The following is an 18,998-nucleotide window of genomic DNA, read 5'->3' as shown; positions in this document are numbered from 1 at the left end:
ATCATAGTAGCAAATGCGGGATCGCCGCGGCGCCGGGCGAAAGCGATTCTAGATTGGAATGCTTCGCGCGTTTGGGATTGATGCGGACATCGCGCTCACGTCCGGTCCGGCGTCAGCACCAGCAATTGCCGCACCAGCGCCAGCGCGGTCTCGGTCGCGGGATCGGCCGAGATCACGGGCACCGCGAGCACGATCAGGTCGACCGGCTGGTGCGACAGGACGATGATGTGGGTGGCGCCGTCGGCCAGCATGAGCGCGACCAGGCGCTCGACCGCCGCATCGGTCGGCGATAGGCCCCATGGCGCGTCGGCACGCCGCAGCACGCGGTGGCGCGCGAGCAGGTCACGCAACAGCTGCGGATCATAGGCCGCGAGCTCCGCCTCGCGATGGCGGCGCGCAGTCTCGAATACCGGCTGCCGCGCCAGCTCGCTGATCAGCTCGTCGCGCGTACGCGCGCTCGAAGCCCCGATCGAAGCGAGCACGCCCGGCTCGCGCGCCTCCAGCAGCGCCCGCAACGCGTCCGTCATCAGGCCGATGGTCAGCACCCCCGCCATCGCCACCGCTCCAAGGCGGACGATCTGCGCCGCATCGACATCGGGCCAAACGCAGGCCGCCGCAATGCCGAGCAAGGCGGAGGCGACGAGCCGCAGCGCGGTGAGCCAGAGGCCCTGCCGCTGCGTCTCGGCGCTGGAGCCCGCGAGCAGGATCGCGGTGACGACGAGCAGCGCACCGAGCGCGCCGAGCCGCACCGGCATATCAGGCGCCAGCGCCTTGAAATCGGTCACGATGAAGGGGATCACCAGCAGCGCACCGATGGCGACGCGATCGATGGCGCGATTTTCCGCGGCGAGCAGCGTGCTCCGGTCGCGCGTGAGCAGGAGAAGCGCGCAGACCGCAAAACTTGCGAGCTGGAAGGCGGACAGCACGAGCGTGTAGATGGTCTCGATCCCGGCAGGCGCGACCGCTCCTACAAGACCCATGAGGATGCCACCGAACAGCGCCAGCGCCTTCAAGGCCCGATGCGCGTGCCGCCGCAACAGGCCCTCCGTGACGAGCAGCGCGCCAAGCGGGATCAATGCGGCAGGAATGACCGAAATGCGATCGAGCGCCGCGTTGCCGCTCCACCAGGCCACCCCGCGCAACAGGAACAGAACTGCGACGATGCCGAGAACGAACACGAGCCGTGCGGTCAGCGCGCCGCGCGGATCACGCCGATACAGCATCGCGCCGGCAATGGTCAGCCCGATGCCGCCACACAGATTGACGATGGAATCGGCGACGAGGCCCGGCGTCATGCCGCCCCCTTGTCCGCCCACACTCGCGGCCGCAGGCTGCCGAAAGTCCTGGTGTCGTCGAACCAGTGAAGGAGCGGCAGGATCAGCCGCTGCAGCGCCAGCACGGTGGAGGTTGCAAGCAGGGCCGGCAACGAGCCCGACGGCAGCTCGCGCAACAGATAACGGCGCGCGGCCGCCAGATCGATGCGGCCGAGCTGCAGCAGGTCGTCCCCTCTGACATAATCGAGCTCGCGGGCGCAGAAGTCGTTGTAGATCTGATCGCGATGCCTGGGCGCGACCTCGAAGGTCTTCTTCAGCGCGTCGGATCCGCCGGTATAGGCATTGGTGATGACGAAGCGAGCCTCGTCGAAGCTGGCGTCATCGCCGACACCGAACACGGCGCGATGCGCCTGCATGATGCCGCGCGCGAGCTGCAGATGGATGAAGCTCGACCGCGCCCCCTGTTGCGGAGTGGGAAATACGTCGGAGAAGGTCTCGCAGACCATGCCGACCACGGCCGGCACCTGCGTCACGTTGGAGATCCATTTCGGACGCAGGCCGTCGCGGATGAAGAGCAGCAGTGTGGTCAGGCCGTAGAGCACGCCCGACAGGCCCCGGCCGCGGACATCAGGATCGACCATCACGAGGCCGAGATGGATCACCTGCTGCGGCTCGCCGTCCCGCACGACCTCCATCACCGAGAGCGCATTGAATGCGATCGGCCGACCGCCGGCCTCTTCCGACACCAGGGTCACGATCGCGCGCGATAAAGTCCCGCGATCGCCGGAGAAGATGCCGTAGGTGAGGCTGCCTTCCGGCAGCGTCTTCGCGGCCACTGTCCTGAGATCGGAAACAAGTGCCGCAAGCGCGGCCTCGTCGAGTGTCCGGCCCGGGCTTTCGATGATCCGCGTGCGCAGGCCGGCATGGGTGCGCAGGGTGAGATTCATATCCTCCTGCGCCAGCGCCTTCAGCCAGAAGACAGTGTAGTCATAGCCCCTGCGCAGCACCGTCCAGATCCTCATGCCGCGCGCGCTCCGTCCAAGAATCCCTAGAAGACCATGATGCAGCGGTTAGGACCCATCCGCCAGGCTTCCTGCTTTGCCGCAACCCATGCACCACCCCGCATGAAGACGCCACAGACGCGTCGACGCGCTGCCTGTCACAGTAAACGCAGATTGAACAAAAAGTCGGGCAACACGAAAGACGGTGGGCGCTGCCGCGGCCACCGCCTCTCTGGTCCATGGAGGAAGTCAGACCGTCTTCTACGCCGCCTTGGAGACCTCCATCAGCAGGCGCTCGGCTTTGGCATCCTCGATGCGGTTCACGAGCCTGCTGCTCTCGTGGTTGTCGCGGACGGTCTTGGTCAGGGTCACGCAGGTCTGCACCAGCATCACGATGCCCATCGTCAGGTAGCCTTTCATCCAGAGATCGATCGGCAGGAAGAAGATGCCGAGCGCGACGAGGAAGGCGGAAGCGGCGAAAGAGCCGTAGGTGAAGGTGACCCAGGCACCGGTGTGGGGTTGAGCATTCTGATTCATGGTCGTCTCCTGTTGAGATTGGGTGGCGGTTGATCGGATATGAATGGGGTCAGGCGGCGCGCTTCGCCTTCAGCCGGGCCAGCACGTCGTCGGCGGTGCTCTTGATGCGCGGGCCAAAACCCTGCGCCGCGAGCTTTTCGGCGACGCTGAGCGGGGCTGTGGCCGCATCGAGCTCCATCAGCGCCTCGTCGGCCGCCTGCACTTCCAGCTGCCGTTCGCGCAACCGCTTCAAGGTCGCTTCCGCTTCCGGCAAGGTGCATTCATAAGGCCGCGCCGCCTCGATGCCGCCACGGCGTAGCGCGCGAACGGCTTCAGCAGCGCGCGCGATGCGCCGGCCGCGATCGAGCTCATTGATCCGCGCTTCGGCATTCGCCACATGGCGCTTCAGCCGCACCGTCTCAGCCGCGAACAGCGCCCGCGCCGTACTGGCCGCATCGCGCTCGGCCTCCAGATTGGCGATCGCCTGCGCCGCCTCGCGCGCGAGATCTTCGCGCCCGCCATCCAGTGCGGCGGTGGCCCGGATTTCGAGATCGGCGATCCGGCCCTGGACGGCCTCCAGCCGCCTGCCCTCCTGCTGGTCCTGCGCGATCGCGATCGCCAGCGCCCGCTTGCTGCGATCGAGGGCGGCGGCGGCATCGCGCATCTGCTGGTCCAGCAGCACGAGCGCAGTGCGGTCCTGCAGCTCGTCCTCCACCACAGCGGCGCTGCCGCGAAACAGTGTCAGAACGGTCTTGAACATTGTCGGCTCCCTGCTATGAGCATTGCTCATGGATTTGTTATAGAGAAAATATGAGCGGCGCTCAAGACATATTTTGAACGTCGCTCAAGAAAATGGTTAAGGATGTCCAAAACCTTGGAACGACGCGCAAAGCAGCGCGAGGCGCTGATCGATGCCGCAGAAAAAGCAATTGCTGCCAAAGGCTTGGCTGGCCTGAAAACCCGGGACCTGGCCCAGGAGATCGGCGTTGCCAATGGTGCCGTCTATAATCTCGTGGCCGATGTCGACGAACTCGTGCTCTTGGTGGGATCGCGCACCCTCGCCCGACTCGATGCCGAATTGGCCGCGGCGGACAGCGGCGGGCCGTCCATCCCTGAAGCAGCCCTGGTCCGCATCGCGCTCGCCTATTGTGATTTCGCGGCCAAGAATCTCGAACTCTGGCGGGCCCTGTTCGAGCATCGGATGGCGCCGGACAAGCCGCTGCCCGATTGGGCGGTCAGCGAGCAGATGCATCTGTTTCGCCACATCCACCAGCCGCTCGCTGTTCTCTTCCCGCGCCGCTCGGCGGAGGAAAGCAGCATCACCGCGCGGAGCCTGTTCTCCGCGGTGCACGGCATGGTGGCGCTGGGGCTCGAACGGAAGCTAGTCGCCGTCCCGCTCGCCCTCCTGCGCCGGGAGATCACCACCATGGTGAAAGCGATGGTGACGGGCCTGGTGGCTGCGGCGGGATGAACCGTGCTGGGGATGGCCGGCTTATTGCATTCACGGAGAATTCACAGCGAAACCGTCAATGCATTTATGGTTGTCAGCGGCAACGGGGATTATGGAGCGCTGACCGGTCTGGAGGCTCCGCTCCAGTGAATCGGCAAGGAAGCATCACCATGAAACGATCGATCGTGACTGTCCTCATCTTCGCCGCAACGCTGCCGCCCTCGGCGGCGCTGGCCGCCGGTGCCAACACCGTCAATGGCGCGGCGGCCCTGGCGCTGGCCGGAGTCGTGGCGCCTTATTCTCCGCTGCTTCCGGCTGTCTACAAGAAGGCGGTGGCGGGCATCTTCGACGGCAATCCCGATGCCTCCTACAAGGACAAGATCACCGTTGCCGCCGACAAGATCGTCTGCCGCACCTCCAACGTCGACATCACGGCGCGGTCCTGCGAACTGACCTTCGGCAAGAGCACGGAGAAGTTGACCGGCCGCGCCGCCAACGAGATTTACGCAACCCTCGCCACGGCCGGCATTCCGTCCGACGGCGCGGCAGGCTCGGTGTTCGAAAGTCTCTCGAAGCTCGATTGCACGCTCGATCCGGCGGCCCTCAAGGACAAGGCCGGTGGCGGTGCCACCTGCAGTTACGGGCCGGCGGATTGATCCGGCCGCAACCTGATCGACTTTGCGGATCCCCGCTCGCGCTGACGTTTAAACGTGCGCGCATTTACCGGTCGGAAAGGCCTGTTGTCGTTCAATCGAACGATGGCACAGATACGCATGGAAGTTCGCGATATAAACGGCAGGCCGCTGCCGGACCATTGCGACGATTTTCTCGACCTTCGCCTTCCCGTCGATCATTCGCGCCTGGCGCAGAGCCTGCTGCGGATGATCCGCGACGATCACGGCCAGCTCTCGGCGCGAAGCGTCCATTTCTTCCGCGATGGCGAGGAGATCGGCTCCTGGTCGCTCGAGCGTGAGCGCGCGGAGATGGCCTTCACGGGACCGCGTGAACAGACGCCATCTGCCGCCGCGTGACGGTCGAACCTGTTCAAGCAGCCTTATTCGAAGCTGTTTGTTTCGTCCGCACCAGCAGAGCTGTGCCTAGCAGCAACGCGCTGGCGAGGAAGATGACCGCGACGAAGGCATGGTCGAAGGCAGCATGGGCGTTTGAGGTGACGAGCGCCGCCGCTTCGGCCGGCAGGCGCTCTGCCGCGATCAGGGCCTCGTCGATGCTGTCGCGCGCGGCGTCGGGGACGCCGAGCCCGTCCGGCAGCACCATGAAGGCGGTATAGACCCCGGACAGGATGCTGCCGAAGATACTGATGCCGATGGTGCCGCCGAGTTCGACCGAGACTTCCTCGATCGAGGCGGCCATGCCTTCGCGGCCCTCGGGCGCGTGATTCATGACCGCGTTGGACGCGGCCGCCATGGATGCCCCCAGTCCAAGGCCGTTGATTGCGAAGCAGATCAATTGCAGGACGAGGTTTGCGTCGTAGCAGAGGAGATAGCCCGCTGCGCCGAGACCGCCGATCAGCAGCGCGCCCCCCATGGTGTTCGCCGCTCCCACGCGACGGAGCGCCAGGCTCGCCAGCGGTCCGCCGACGAACGCCGCCAGGGGGGCCGGCAGGATATATAGCGCCGCCTGCAGCGGCGAATATCCGAGCACAAGCTGCAGACGCTGGCTGATCGCCAGTTCGGGACCGGCGATCGCCAGCGCCGCGACGATCGCTGTCATCACGCCGAGCGTGAATTCGCGGTTGCTGAACAACGTGAAGTCGATGAGGGGCTCCTTGAGACGCAGTTGACGGCGGACGAAGACCAACAACATGCCGACCGTGCCGACTGCCGCGGCCGCCATGACGGCGTAAGGGGGACTGGCGCTGCCGAACTCCTCGACGACATAGGCGAAGCCGACCAGCCCGGCCATCGCCTGTAGCGACCCCACCAGGTCCCAGTTGCGGCCGGGGCGGTCGCCCGGCGCAGGAATGAGCAGCAGCGCGGCGGCGAGGGAGACGACGACCAGGGGAACGTTGATCAGGAAGACCGATCCCCACCAGAAATATTCCAGCAGCACACCGCCGACGAGCGGGCCGACGGCCGCGCCGCTCGACGCAACGGCTCCCCAGATGCCGATGGCGAGCGCCCGTTCGTGATCGTCGGTGAAGGTGACGCGAATGATCGACAGGGTCGCCGGCATCATCAGCGCCGCACCGATGGCGAGCAGAACCCGCCCGCCGATCAGAACCGCCGGCGTTGGCGAGTAGGCCGCCACGATGGAGGCGATCCCGAACACCACAAGACCGCCGACGAATGTCCGTTTGTGACCGAGGCGATCACCGAGGGCGCCGAAGCCGGGAAGCAGACCGGCAACGACAAGGCCGTAAGCCATGACGATCCACAGCTTCTCCGACGCCGTCGCCGCAAGCTCGCGGGTGAGGCTGGGCAGCGCCGTATACAGCACCGTCATGTCGATGACGATCAGAGCCAGCGCGCTGGATACGGTCAGCAGGATCAGCCAGCGATTACGTTTCGACATCAGTGCACCCGTCCGCGAACACCATCGATCCAAGCTCTGTTCCATCCGTGCGTCGCTCGGCTCCAGCACGTTCACTGCTCCTGCTAGATCCCATCGCGGTGAGTCATCCGACCGTTCATCATTGTCAGCTGAATATTGACCTTGCCGATTTCGTGAGGCGCGACATCGAACAGGTTCTTCTCGAGCACGATCAGATCGGCCAGCTTGCCGACCTTGATGGAGCCGATCTTATCCTCCATGCGAAGCTGGTAGGCGCCGTTCAGGGTATAGCCTCGGATGAGTTCCGGCAGGCTCAGGCGTTCGGTCGCGGGCGGATGAACCAGGCCGTCGGGCTTGCCTGGCTCCTGACGCGTATGGCCGGCCTGCAACGCCTCGAGCGGCTTGATGACGACCTTGGAGCCGGTCGCCAGGGCATCCATTCCGAACGACACTGTGACGCCTTCGTCGATAAACGTCTTGAAGGTGTACATGCGGCTCCAGCGCTCTTCGCCGTAGATCTCGCGGACCCGACGCTGGCTGATGTCCGGCACGCCCCACTGGATCTGGGTATTCGCGATCACGCCAAGCTTTCTGAAGCGCGGAATATCCGACGGCGCGGTGAGGAATGCGTGGCAGATGGTATGGCGGCGGTCGCCGGGGCCGTTCTTGCCAAACGCGGCTTCGTAGCCGTCCAGGCTCATTCGGACCGCGGCATCGCCCACGGCATGAAGGTGCGTGTCGATCCCCTCCGCATGCGCCTGGCGCAGGATCCGGTTCAACACGGGCGAGGGCAATAACGGCTCGCCGCGCCGATCCGGCTGCCCGGCATAAGGCTCCAACAGATAGGCGGTACGGCTCAGCTCGGTGCCATCGACGATCAGCTTGAGCACGTCCGCCTTGACCAGCGGGGTGCGATAGCGCTTCCGATAGGCCCGAATGGTCGGCAACGGATCGACATTGGGATCATTGTGATAGAGGCTGCCAATCACGCGCTGCAACAACTTGCCGCGCTTCTCGAGGTCGACCAGCATGTCGAAACCGTGATGCTGCTCGGTCGGCCACGCGCTGAAGCCCGCATCGAAGAAGGTGGTGATGCCGGCAGCCGCGAGCTTGGGCTGCCATTCCTCGATCGCCGCGGCAGCCGACTTCAGGCCGAAGGGTTCGATGCCGTGCTTTTCGAGCGTCTGCAGCACCGCGAACAGCGCCGGCACTTCCGAGATGAAGCCGGTCGGCTCGCCATTGGGATCCTTTTCGTACCAGGAGGAGCCGGGCACGACATCGCGCGGGGTATCCTTCGTAATGCCGGCCATCTCCAGCAGCCTGGAATTGACCCAGTAGCTGTGCAGGTCGCAGCTCACGAGCAGTACGGGCCGGTCGGGGAAGATCGCGTCCAGCGCTTCCTTGCGAGGCCCTGAAGCAGGAAACGCGGCAGCGATCCATCCGAAGCCAAGGATGAACTTTTCGTCGGGATGCGTTTTCGCATAGTCGCGGAGGATGGCGTAGATGCGCTCCGGATCTTCCTCATTGACCCAGGCGCCGCGGGCGAACGCAAGCGTGCAAAGGTGCCAATGCGCCTCCACGAAGCCCGGCATCAACATGCGTCCCTGGAGGTCGATGATCTCCGCCCCGCGTCCGGCAAACTTCATGGCCCCAGCATCATCGCCGACGTAGGCGATCTTTTCTCCCTTGACGACGACAGCCTGCGCCCAGGGCTTGGACTCCTCCACCGTGTAGACGCGGCCACCGCGAAAGACGGTCGTACGGTTGGGGGCGGCCCAGGCTGGAGCCGAGGAAGAGGCCGCGAATGTTGCGGCCGCAGCAGCGGTCGCGACCATCTGCCGACGCGTCATTCCTCCGGCGTCCGACTTCGATGCCGCAAAAAGCGAACTGATGGTTGGACCGCATGCAATGCACATTGTTTTCCCCTTCAGGACGTCCGCAGCCCGGCAAGCTGCGTCGCTGCCGAATGTCTCCCCAGCATCAGGTGAAGCTCGGGAATCGGCCGCCAGCAAACAGGGCCGGCCGGAGTCGAGACCAGTTGGACGCGAACTGGAAAGTGTCGAGATCGGTGTAGGTCTGACCGATCACCTGCATGCCCGAGGGCATCCGATCCTCGACCACGCCAAGCGGGACATCGATGACCGGATAGCGGTTGAGGAGGTTCCAGTGCCAGGTCAGCGCGAAGCCCAGTCCGGTGCCCACCCACGGGTCCACCTTGTCCTCCTTGCTCTTGAACATGTCGGCGCGGACAAGCGGCGTCGCCATCGTCGGCATGAGCAAGACGCGGTAGCCTTTCCCGAACACGCGTTGTTGGACTTGCCGGTGCAGTTGGTCCAGCAGCTGTTCGGCTTCTTCGGCCTGGCGCGGTCCGACGGCTCCGATCTGGTCGAGCATCTCGGTCATATAGGGCGAGAGCTGATCTCGATGGGCATTCGAGATCTCGATCGCAGTGCCGATGGAGGTCGACATCAGCCCGCGAATGTAGACGAACTTCTGGGACTTCGAGAAGCCGCAATCGACCTCGTCCACGACGCAACCGGCCGCGCGCAAGCTCTCGATCCCCTTCAGCATGGCCGCCTTCACCGGCGGGATGACGTCGGCAATGGCGGCGCCCCAATCCACGGCGATGCGCCACCCCGAAAGGCGCGGGTAATGGGCGGGATAGTCCAGACGAGGCCGCATCGTCGCCATGCTCTTCTCGGAAGGCCCGACGATGGCGTTCTGGAAATGGACGATGTCGTCGAACCGCCTCGCGAGCGGGCCCGAGGTCGCGAAGGGGATTTCCCCACCCGCGACGCGCCCGAATGGCGGCCTGAAGCCATAGAGGCCGCATTGCGAGGCGGGAATCCGGATCGAGCCGCCCATATCCGAACCCATGGCGAGCGTCGCGAAACCTGCGGCCAGCGCCGCCGCCGATCCGGCGGACGACCCGCCCGGGGAGTATTCGAGATTCCACGGATTGCGTGTGGTGCCCCAGGCGCGGGTCGAAGCGCCGAGGAAGAGGTAGAACTCCGGCACCGTCGTCTGGAACGGCATCACGGCGCCGGCCGCCTCGAGCGCGTCGGTGATCGCCGAGCTTTCCGTTGCGGGCGGCGAGTCCTTGAGGAGGAGCGAGCCTTGCGTGATCCGCCAACCCGGCCTGCTGAATTCATCCTTGATGGCAACCGTGATTCCTTCCAGCGGCCTTGCGGTCCCGCGCCGATAGCGGTCTTCGGACTGTTTGGCCTCCTTGAGCGCCTGATCGAAGTGCTCATAGGTGATGCAATTGACCTTCGAATTAAGGGCCTCGATCCGCTTGATCTGCGCCTTCAAGAGATCGACCGGCGACGCCTTCCTGGCCCGGAACATGGCGATGAGATCGTCGACGGAGGCGTAGGAGAGCGGATCGTCGGCCTCGGCCCGCGCGGCCGCAAAGCCAAGCTCGGACGCAACCAACGCCGCGCCGGCGCCTTTGATGAGCGTTCGTCTATCGATCATATGCGCCTCCGCGCTTTCGTCCACGCGCCCTCGCGCATGACTGCGTTCGCGAAATTGAAGCTCACGGGGCATTCCAAACCTTTGCGGTAGATCAAGCGCCATCGCGGTCCGCGATGGAAATAGTTGCGATTGCCGACATGGCGGGAAACCAAGCTCTGTCAGGCGATGCCTGAGAGGATGACAATGAGCATTGCCGCAACCAGATCGGTCGCAAGATGCAAAAGGTTGCTTGTGCGAGTCGCACGGCCGCACCGCTCGCATTTGCATTTGCGGAAAATTGTCTTCGACCTGTTGCCGAGATCGTCGCTCGGTCGCCAGTGATGCGTCCGTAACTTTCCGGACAGGAGAGTAACGATGTGCTTCGTCCTAGATAGTGGCGGATTGGGCTGTCTGCTCGCGAGATCGGCGAGATCAACGATAGAGCAAGGGGGATGAGAATGTTTACGATCGCGCACGCAGCGACCTGGCTCGTGGTCGGGCTGATTGGCGGCAGCCTCGCCGGGATGCTGGTGAAAGGCCGCAAAGCCGGATTTGGCTTGCTTGCAAACATCGGGCTCGGATGCGCAGGAGCCGTCATCGGCGGCGCGTTGTTCGCATTGTTCGGGCTCTTCCCCAGCCTGGAGAGCATCGTCATTTCGCTGCGAGACGTCGTGGCAGCCTTCATCGGCTCGCTCGTCGTGCTGGCGGCAATCTGGCTGTGGCACGCGCGATCCGGCGCGTGAACTGCATCAGGGCACCTGAGTTCCAATATGACATGTGTTGGATTGGAACCGCGCGATTCGCACAACATCGCTGTACGGAGGCGGCCTCGTTTTCTTCGCGCACATGTCGCGAAGAACAAACTGCCGCCGCATTATGCCATATCATCTCGGCTCAAGATCGTCGGGATGATCGACTTCGACTCACGCGACGATACTCTCAAAAACACTTGACGATTAGTCGATGAGGCGCCGCGGCCTCGAGCAACCTTCACCGGCTGCGAGACCGCAATGCGCGACTGCGCAGCAATCCCGAAAAAAGATCCAACGACAACATGGGATGCGCGAGGCGAATTGGGGAGCCATCATGGGACGTCTGTCCGATCGGCGCGGCGAGAGCGAATATCCTAGATATGTGACTGATGGCGGCGACGACCCGGATTCGCTGCCGGAAATGTTCTGGCATGCCGAGCAGGACCGGATCAGGGCGCCTGATCGCTTTCCGAGGCTGGGCGTACAGGACGTTCCTCCGCCGCCCCGCGAGCGCAGATCATTCAACGTGCTTCTCCTGCTGGGTGCCGTGGTACTGGCCGCGGCAGCGGCCAGCTACGCCGCGCTGGTGCTGGTGCCGCGCTGGTCCGGCGCGCCTCTCAGCGATAGCCGCGCCGATGCGTCGGTGGGTCCGCCAACGACCGCAGCCGCGCCGCCGATTGCAACACCCGCCTTCGTTCCGAGCGTGACCTCGGCCAGTGCGGCCCCTGCCGCTGCGTCCGCTCCGCCAATCTCGGGCTCGCCGCTGCGCGAGGACGATCGCTTGGCGAGTCCCGAGACGCGGACCGCCAACGTTGCGCCGACCGCACGCGCCCTGCAGACGACGAGCGCGGTCCAGGGCGTCACCGACACCGAGATCCGCCTCGGCATGGCAGCGCCGTTCGGAGGGCCCGGCAGGGACATGGGCCGCGAGCTCAAGCTGGGTATCGAGACCGCGTTCAACCAGGTCAACGACAATGGCGGCGTCCACGGCCGGCAGCTCAAGCTGGTCACCGCCGACGACGGCTACGAGCCGACGCGAACGCTGGACGCGATGAAGCAGCTTTACGAGAAGGACAAGGTGTTCGGCTTCATCGAAAACTACGGCAGCCCGACCGCCCTGATCTCCGTCCCCTACGCGCTGGAGCACCATGCGCTCTATTTCGGCGCGTTCACCGGCGCGCCCTCGCTCCGGCATGATCCACCGGACCGTTACGTGTTCAACTTCCGTGCCGGTTATGCCGAGGAGGTCGATGCCATCATTCATTATCTGGTGAAGATCCGGCGTCTGCGTCCGGAGGAGATCGCAGTCCTCACTCAACAGGACGCCTATGGCGATGCAGGGTGGGACGGCGTGACCAAAGCCCTTCGCACCCTCCGCGGCGGCGATGCACCCGCCATCCTCCGCATGTACTACAATCGCAACACCGTCAACGTCGATGCAGCGGTGGCGCAACTGCGCCGGAAACCCGGGATCAAGGCAGTCGTGCTCGTGGCGACGTTTCGTCCGGCGGCGAAATTCATCGAGAAGACTCGCGAGCTTTATCCGGACATGATCTACGCGACGATCTCGGGTGTCGGCAGCACCGGCCTCGCCAATGAGCTGATGCTGCTCGGCCCGCGCTTCGCGGACGGCGTCATCTGCACCCAGGTCACGCCGCCGGTGGACAGCTATGCCTCGGTGGCGCTGAACTACAAGAAGGCGCTCGCCAAATACTTTCCCGGCGAGCAGCCGGATTACGCGTCACTGGAAGCCTACCTCACGGCCAACATCCTGATCGAAGGATTGCGGCGGGTCGGCCCGGCGTTCGACACCGAGGCGCTGGTGGACACGATGGAGAACATGCGCAACTACGAGCTCGGGCTCGGGCCGAAGGTGAATTTCGGGCCGTCCGACCACCAGGCGGTGCACAAGGTCTGGGGCACGCAGCTCGACAAGTCCGGGCAGTATCACGCCGTCGATCTGGAATAGGCTTGATCAGGCCGTGGCCTGACGCGGCGCACTTGCGATCGTCAGGCGATGCGCGGATGCGCCTTCTGGTGCCAGGCCCAGGCCGAGCGGATGATATGGCCGAGGTCGGAGCGGCGAGCTTTGAATCCGAGCTGCCGTTCGGCCTGGGAGGGATCTGCGACCAGGATGGCGGGATCGCCGGCGCGGCGCTCGCGATAGACCAGCGGCACGGACTCGCCGGTCTCGTTGCGGATCGCATCCACGATCTCGCGCACCGAATAGCCGGTGCCGGTGCCGAGATTGAAAGCGCCGCCTGGATCGTCCTGAAGCAGCCGCTCGATGGCGGCGATATGCGCCGCGGCGAGATCGTCGACGTGGATGTAATCGCGCACTGCCGTGCCGTCCGGCGTATCATAATCGGTGCCGAAGATCGCGAAATCATGCACGTGGCCGAGGATCGCCATCAGCGCGCGCGGGATCAGATGCGTCTCGGGATCGCGCAATTCGCCGATCACGCCCGACGCATCGGCCCCGCAGGCATTGAAATAGCGCAGGCTGATCGCGTTGAAGCCATAGGCAGCGCGATAATCGGCGAGGATCTGCTCGATCATGTATTTTGAGCGGCCGTAAGGATTGACGGTCGGCCCCGCCGCGCTTTCCGGGATCGGCTCGCGGCCCGCATTGCCGTAGACGGCTCCCGTCGATGAGAACACCAGGCGGTTACAGCCGGCCTCACGCATGCCCTGCAGCAGACCGAGCGTGCCGGCAACATTGTTAACGTAATATTTTTGCGGATGGGCCAGCGACTCGCCGACGGCACTCGACGCCGCGAAATGCATCACTGCCTGGACATCGTATTGACGGATGGTCGAAGCGACCTTGGCGCTGTCGCCGACGTCGCCGAACACCAGCGGTCCCCAGCGGACGAAGCTCCGATGGCCCGAGGTCAGATCGTCATAGCACACGGGCAGAAACCCGGCCTCTGCGACCGCCTTGCTGCAATGAGATCCGATATAGCCGGCGCCACCAGCAATCAGGATCGCGCCCCTATTCCGCATCAGTACGCATTCCTTTGTTCAATCGCTTTAACCGGCCTGCCGGCGGTGCCGGTCGCAGCCAAATAAATCCCGACGATAAGCCATTCGCGCTGCAAGCACAAAACGGCATCTCCGATAACGTTAATCCGCGGCGGAGCGATTGCCCAAGCTGGGAGAACCACGGGGTTCCACATTCGGCGGCCCGCCGCAAGGGCTGGACTGGACGAAGCTATCGCGACAATCCTGGGGCGCCTCTGCGATCAACAGGGGTGGCCCACCGCATGGTTCTATCGTATGAGAGTCGTCATTCTCTTCCGGCTCGCGCTCGCTCTCCGATTTCGCGCCGTATCGCGGTGGCCTCGTTGGCGAAATCCGGGATCGTGACAGCCCCCGCGGAAGGGACGGAATGGAGATGCGCCGTGAGTGAGCAATCGGGCAGTGTCGTCGCGCCACAAGCCAGCCCCGCTCCCGCCGGTGTCCCCCGCACGACGAGCGCTCCAACTGGCGGTGCGCTGGCGCGGCTCGCGATTCCGCTGTTCGCCGTCGTGGTCGCGCTCGCATTCGTGGGTCTCGCCACGCTGCGCTGGGATGCCTGGGTCGGCAACGCCGCGATCCAGACCACCAACGATGCCTATGTCCGGGCCGAGCTGACGAAACTCTCCAGCCGCGTCGCCGGCGAAGTGCTCAAGGTGGCGGTCAGCGATTTTCAACGCGTCAAGACAGGTGACCTGCTGGTGCAGATCGATCCCGCCGATTACGAGGCGCAGGTTGCGCAGGCCGAGGCGACGGTCGAAGCCGCGCAGGCCGCGCTCGACAATCTGAGCAACCAGATCGAGCTGCAATATGCGACGATCGCGCAGGCCGAGGCGCAGCAGGTCTCGGCGACCGCAGCCGAAGTCGAAGCCCAGCAGGAACAGCAGCGGCAACAGTCGCTGTCGCAGAGCGAGGCCGGCACGAAGCAGAGGCTGGAACAGGCGACCGCGGCCTATGCCAAGGCGCAGGCCGACGTGCGCGCGAGCCGCGCGGTGATCGCCGCGCAACGCCACCAGCTCGACGTCTTGACCGGCACCAAGAAGCAGCGCGGCGCCGACCTCGCCGGCGCCAAGGCCGCACTCGCGGCCGCGAAGCTGAAGCTCGGCTATACCCGGATCACCGCGCCGTTCGACGGCGTCGTGGGCGAGCGGCAGGTACAGCCCGGCGACTACGTCAACATCGGCAGCAATCTCATCGCGGTGGTGCCGCTGCCGAACGTATATGTGGTCGCCAACTACAAGGAAACGCAGCTGACGCATGTCACGCCGGGCCAGCCTGTCGACATCTCGGTCGACACCTTCCCCGGCCAGCGCTTGCACGGCCGCGTCGAGCGGATCGCACCGGCGTCCGGCTCGCAATTCGCGCTGCTGCCGCCCGACAACGCCACCGGCAATTTCACCAAGGTGGTGCAGCGGATCCCGGTGCGCATCCAGCTCGACGACGACCAGCCGCTGCTGGCACGGCTGTTGCCGGGCATGTCGGTGGTGACCCATATTCACACCGATCGCACCGATGGCGGACGCTAGCGCCGCAAATCGCGGGCCGGTCTCGCGCGGCGAGGTCGCGCGCTATCCGCTGTTTGCCGTGGTCGCCGTGCTGCTCGGCGCGTTTCTCGCCAATTTCGACAGCCGGCTCACCTCGGTCGGCCTGCCGGACCTGCGCGGCGCGTTCTCGCTCGGCTTCGATGAAGGGGCGTGGCTTTCCACCGCCGGGATCGGCTCGCAGATCTTCATCGCGCCCGCGGTCGCCTGGCTTGCAACGGCGTTCGGACTGCGGCGGGTGCTCGGCATTCCGAGCCTGATCTATGCGCTGACCTCGCTCGTGATTCCATTCGTGCACCACTATCCGACGCTGATCGCGCTGAGCATCGTGCACGGCATGCTGCTCGGCACCTTCGTGCCGGCGACCTTGATGATCATCTTCCGCAACCTGCCGATCCGCTGGTGGCTGCCGGCGATCTCGCTCTATTCCATCCGCGTCGGCTTCGCGCTGGATTCGTCGACCTCGCTGGTCGGCTTCTATGTCGAGCATCTCGGCTGGCAATGGCTGTACTGGCAGGGCGTCGTGCTCGCACCGCTGATGGGACTGATGGTCTATCTGGGCACGCCGGCCGAGCCGGTCAATCGCGAGTTGCTGAAGGACGCCGACTGGGGCGGCATGCTGCTGCTCGGCACTTCGGTCGCGATGATTTATGCCGGCCTCGACCAGGGCAACCGGCTCGACTGGCTGCAATCCGGCACAGTAATGGCGCTGCTGCTCGGCGGCGCCGCGCTCCTAGCCATTTTCCTCATCAACGAAGCGCTGGTCCGCCAGCCCTGGGCGCATGTGAACGTGCTGTTCTCGCGCAATATCGGGCTCTCGCTGGCGGTCATCCTGCTCTACACCTTGACCAGCCTCTCCAACTCCTCGCTGGTGCCGAACTTCCTCGGCACCATCACCCAGCTGCGGCCCGAGCAGAGCGGCTTGCTGCTGCTGATCTACGGCGCACTGCCGATGGTCGTGCTCGTGCCGGTCTCGATCTGGCTGCTGCGGCATCTCGATCCCCGCATCGTCGTCGTCATCGGTTTTGCGGCCTTCGCCAGCGCGAACCTGCTCGGCACCCAGGTGACGCATGATTGGGCGCGCGAGGACTTCGTCCCGATCGTGCTGCTGCAGTCGATCGGCCAGGCCTTCACGCTGCTGCCGATCATCATCGTGGCGCTGGCCAATTCCGATCCCTCGCGCGCGACGGCGTTCGCGGCCTATATCCAGATCATGCGGCTCGGCGGCGCCGAGATCGGCGTCGCCTTGATGGGCACCTGGCTGCGCGTGCGCGAGCAGGTGCACTCCGCCTATCTCGGGCTCAATATCCAAAGCGGGGATGCCGACGTGGTGCGGGTGCTGCAGCGACTCATCAGCTATTTTTCCAGCCGCGGCGCCGGAGAGGCGCAGGGCCGCGCGATCGGCACCCTCGCGGGCCAGGTGCAGCGCGAAGCCAACGTGCTCGCTTATATCGACGGCTTCTGGCTATGCTTCTGGCTTGCGATCACCGCGCTCGGCTTCATCGCCCTGATCACGCGCGCCCCACAGGGGCCGTTCTCACCGACACCGTTCAAACTGATAGGCAGGCCGACGCGGCAGCTCGACGTTCCGCGGTCCTGAGCCGACGCTCGACGCTCTTACATATGATAGGCCTTGTGTTGCAGACCTGCGACACCGGGACCCGGGCGCATCCAACGTTTCCGCCGCGCCGACGCTTGGACGATCGACATCATCCAAGCGTCCCCTCCCCTCATGCAGCTTTCAGATAGGTGGAATCAGCAATCGCGACTACGCTGTCGCAGGACCTTCACCCGAGTTTTTTACGGTTGGCGCCGTTTGCAGGGGTGGGTGACTGCAATAACGAAGGGGAAAACCATGAGGATACGGACGGCAACGATGGTCGCCGTGGCGGGGCTGCTGGCGGCCTCGTCGGCGCGTGCGGCCGAGGGCACAGATGCCGAGATCGCGCTGTTGAAGCAGCAGCTCAAGATGCTCGAGCAGAAGCTCGACAGGTTGCAGAAGCAGACGACGGCCAATACGCAGGCCGCGGCGACAGCCAACGCCAAGGCGGACACGGCGAAGGCCGACGTCAAGACCGCCGTCGCCAACGCCAATGCGGCCATCCCGACCAAGGGACCGCTCGTGGCGTCCGGTGTCGTCGTGACGATGCCGAACAACCGGCCGACGATCTGCACCGCGGACGAGCAGAACTGCATCTCGCTGACCAGCCGCCTGCATTGGGATGTCGGTGGCTACAATTATCGTCCGAACAGCGCGGCAACCTCGCCGCAGAAACTGGACAGCGGCGAGAACGTGCGCCGCGCCCGCATCGGTGTGTTAGGCAAGTTCCTGGGCGATTGGAATTATGCGTTGATCTATGACTTTGGCGGCTCATCGGACGGCTTCGGCGGCACGGCGCCCGGCTCGCTGCCCGGCGGCGGCGTCGCGGGGGTCGAGAACGCTTATCTGAGCTACACCGGCCTCAAGCCGTTCGGCGGCAAGATGGCGATCGAGGGCGGCATCATGGATCTGCCCTGGACGCTCGATGAGGCCACGAGCTCGAACGACATCCTGTTCATGGAGCGCGCCTCGGCAGGCGTCGTCGCCACCAACATCGCTGCCGGCGACTTCCGCTCGGCTTTCGGCACGCGCTGGTGGAACGACACGTTCTGGGCCGGCGGCTATGTCACGGGACCGACGACGGGCGCGATCCACTCCGCCTCCAGCGTCACGCCCGCCGGCACCAGCGAGCAATATGGCGCGGTGGCGCGCGTCGCCGGCCAGGTCGTCAGCGGCCCGGACTATTCGTTCCACCTCGGCGCCGATGCGGAATGGCTGATCCAGCCGCCGCGCAATCTCGTCACGCAGGCGCAGACGCTGACCTTAAGCGACCGTCCCGAGCTGCGCATCGATCCGACCTCGCTGGTCTCGACCGGCGCGATCGCCAACGTCTCCGGCGCCCAGGTCTACGGCGTCGAGGCGGCCGGGACGTACGGCTCGTTCTTCGCCCAGGGCGAATATTATTGGTTCAATGTCGATCGCACCGCCAACACCGGCCTGCCGCCGTTCGGCGCGTCGAGCCTGAAATTCCAGGGCGGCTATGTCGAGGCGAGCTATGTCCTGACCGGCGAAAGCCACAAGTACAATCCGGCCTCGGCCTCCTATGGCGGCATCGCGCCGGCGCATCCGTTCTCGCTGCAGGCCGGCAGCTGGGGGGCCTGGGAGATCGCCGGTCGCTTCAGCACGATCGACCTGAATGATCAGCTTGCCACCGCGGCCGGCATCGCCGGCGGACGGCAGAACGTCTACACCGCGGCGCTGAACTGGTACGTCAGCAGCAACATCCGCTTCATGTTCAACTACCTGCATGGCGACATCTCCAAACAGGCCAGCTCGACCAGCACCGTCAATGCAGGTTCGAGGTTCGATGCCTTCGCGATGCGCACGCAGGTCGCGTTCTGACCTGATCGTGCTCTGACCTGACGGCTTAAGGACTAGG

General features: G+C 64.9%; 16 protein-coding genes. 8 read left to right on the top strand and 8 right to left on the bottom strand.

Annotation, left to right across the window (positions count from 1 at the left end):
- Positions 1–95: 95 nt before the first annotated feature.
- From QX071_RS32675 to QX071_RS32660, 4 genes are all read right to left on the bottom strand, one after another.
- A complete protein-coding gene (locus tag QX071_RS32675) occupies positions 96–1,295 on the bottom strand; it encodes a hypothetical protein (protein WP_315706587.1) in 1,200 nt (399 codons plus the stop codon).
- Positions 1,292–2,296 (bottom strand): hypothetical protein, encoded by a 1,005-nt coding sequence (locus tag QX071_RS32670; protein ID WP_315706586.1) that lies wholly within the window; start codon positions 2,294–2,296, stop codon positions 1,292–1,294. The genes QX071_RS32675 and QX071_RS32670 overlap by 4 nt, the downstream gene beginning before the upstream one ends.
- A 240-nt stretch (positions 2,297–2,536) precedes the next feature.
- On the bottom strand, positions 2,537–2,812 hold the full coding sequence (locus QX071_RS32665; protein ID WP_315706585.1) for a YiaA/YiaB family inner membrane protein: 276 nt from the start codon (positions 2,810–2,812) through the stop codon (positions 2,537–2,539).
- A 49-nt stretch (positions 2,813–2,861) separates the two neighbouring features.
- Positions 2,862–3,551 carry a PspA/IM30 family protein gene (locus QX071_RS32660; RefSeq protein ID WP_315706584.1) on the bottom strand — a complete coding sequence of 230 codons (690 nt, stop codon included), beginning with the start codon at positions 3,549–3,551 and terminating at the stop codon, positions 2,862–2,864.
- Between the two features lie 102 nt (positions 3,552–3,653).
- On the opposite strand from QX071_RS32660, the gene QX071_RS32655 reads away from it, so the two are divergent.
- The 3 genes from QX071_RS32655 (at position 3,654) to QX071_RS32645 (ending at position 5,272) form a co-directional block, all read left to right on the top strand.
- Positions 3,654–4,262, top strand: a complete 609-nt coding sequence (locus QX071_RS32655) for a TetR/AcrR family transcriptional regulator (RefSeq protein WP_315706583.1) — start codon at positions 3,654–3,656, stop codon at positions 4,260–4,262.
- A gap of 149 nt (positions 4,263–4,411) precedes the next feature.
- Complete coding sequence (locus tag QX071_RS32650; protein ID WP_315706582.1) at positions 4,412–4,897, top strand: hypothetical protein; 486 nt, start codon at positions 4,412–4,414, stop codon at positions 4,895–4,897.
- 117 nt (positions 4,898–5,014) lie between these two features.
- Entirely contained in the window at positions 5,015–5,272 is a 258-nt protein-coding gene (locus QX071_RS32645; RefSeq protein WP_315706581.1) for a hypothetical protein, read from the top strand.
- A gap of 13 nt (positions 5,273–5,285) precedes the next feature.
- Here QX071_RS32645 and QX071_RS32640 read toward each other — a convergent pair whose 3' ends face one another.
- The 3 genes from QX071_RS32640 to QX071_RS32630 form a co-directional block, all read right to left on the bottom strand.
- Positions 5,286–6,773, bottom strand: coding sequence for an MFS transporter (locus tag QX071_RS32640; protein WP_315706580.1), 1,488 nt, complete (start codon positions 6,771–6,773; stop codon positions 5,286–5,288).
- Between the two features lie 83 nt (positions 6,774–6,856).
- Positions 6,857–8,602, bottom strand: a complete 1,746-nt coding sequence (locus QX071_RS32635; RefSeq protein WP_315706579.1) for an amidohydrolase — start codon at positions 8,600–8,602, stop codon at positions 6,857–6,859.
- A gap of 130 nt (positions 8,603–8,732) precedes the next feature.
- The gene (locus QX071_RS32630; RefSeq protein ID WP_315706578.1) at positions 8,733–10,229 is read right to left on the bottom strand and encodes an amidase; all 1,497 of its coding nucleotides are present in this window, start codon (positions 10,227–10,229) and stop codon (positions 8,733–8,735) included.
- A 431-nt stretch (positions 10,230–10,660) separates the two neighbouring features.
- Here QX071_RS32630 and QX071_RS32625 point away from each other — a divergent pair, with 431 nt between their 5' ends.
- Both QX071_RS32625 and QX071_RS32620 read left to right on the top strand, forming a co-directional pair.
- Positions 10,661–10,951 (top strand): GlsB/YeaQ/YmgE family stress response membrane protein, encoded by a 291-nt coding sequence (locus tag QX071_RS32625; protein WP_315706577.1) that lies wholly within the window; start codon positions 10,661–10,663, stop codon positions 10,949–10,951.
- 343 nt (positions 10,952–11,294) lie between these two features.
- A complete protein-coding gene (locus QX071_RS32620; protein ID WP_315706576.1) occupies positions 11,295–12,929 on the top strand; it encodes an ABC transporter substrate-binding protein in 1,635 nt (544 codons plus the stop codon).
- A gap of 41 nt (positions 12,930–12,970) precedes the next feature.
- On the opposite strand, the gene galE is transcribed toward QX071_RS32620, so the two are convergent.
- Positions 12,971–13,966: a UDP-glucose 4-epimerase GalE gene (gene galE / locus QX071_RS32615; RefSeq protein WP_315706575.1), complete on the bottom strand. Its 996-nt coding sequence runs from the start codon at positions 13,964–13,966 to the stop codon at positions 12,971–12,973.
- 398 nt (positions 13,967–14,364) lie between these two features.
- On the opposite strand from galE, the gene QX071_RS32610 reads away from it, so the two are divergent.
- The 3 genes from QX071_RS32610 (at position 14,365) to QX071_RS32600 (ending at position 18,961) form a co-directional block, all read left to right on the top strand.
- Positions 14,365–15,504 carry an HlyD family secretion protein gene (locus tag QX071_RS32610; RefSeq protein ID WP_315706574.1) on the top strand — a complete coding sequence of 380 codons (1,140 nt, stop codon included), beginning with the start codon at positions 14,365–14,367 and terminating at the stop codon, positions 15,502–15,504.
- A complete protein-coding gene (locus QX071_RS32605; RefSeq protein ID WP_315706573.1) occupies positions 15,491–17,119 on the top strand; it encodes an MFS transporter in 1,629 nt (542 codons plus the stop codon). The genes QX071_RS32610 and QX071_RS32605 overlap by 14 nt, the downstream gene beginning before the upstream one ends.
- A gap of 255 nt (positions 17,120–17,374) precedes the next feature.
- Entirely contained in the window at positions 17,375–18,961 is a 1,587-nt protein-coding gene (locus tag QX071_RS32600) for an OprO/OprP family phosphate-selective porin (RefSeq protein ID WP_315706572.1), read from the top strand.
- The last annotated feature ends 37 nt before the right edge of the window (positions 18,962–18,998 follow it).

Source organism: Bradyrhizobium sp. SZCCHNS1022, assembly GCF_032484835.1.
Taxonomy (GTDB): domain Bacteria; phylum Pseudomonadota; class Alphaproteobacteria; order Rhizobiales; family Xanthobacteraceae; genus Bradyrhizobium.
Note: the sequence above shows the minus strand (reverse complement) of the source record. Positions and strands in the feature narration are given on the sequence as shown.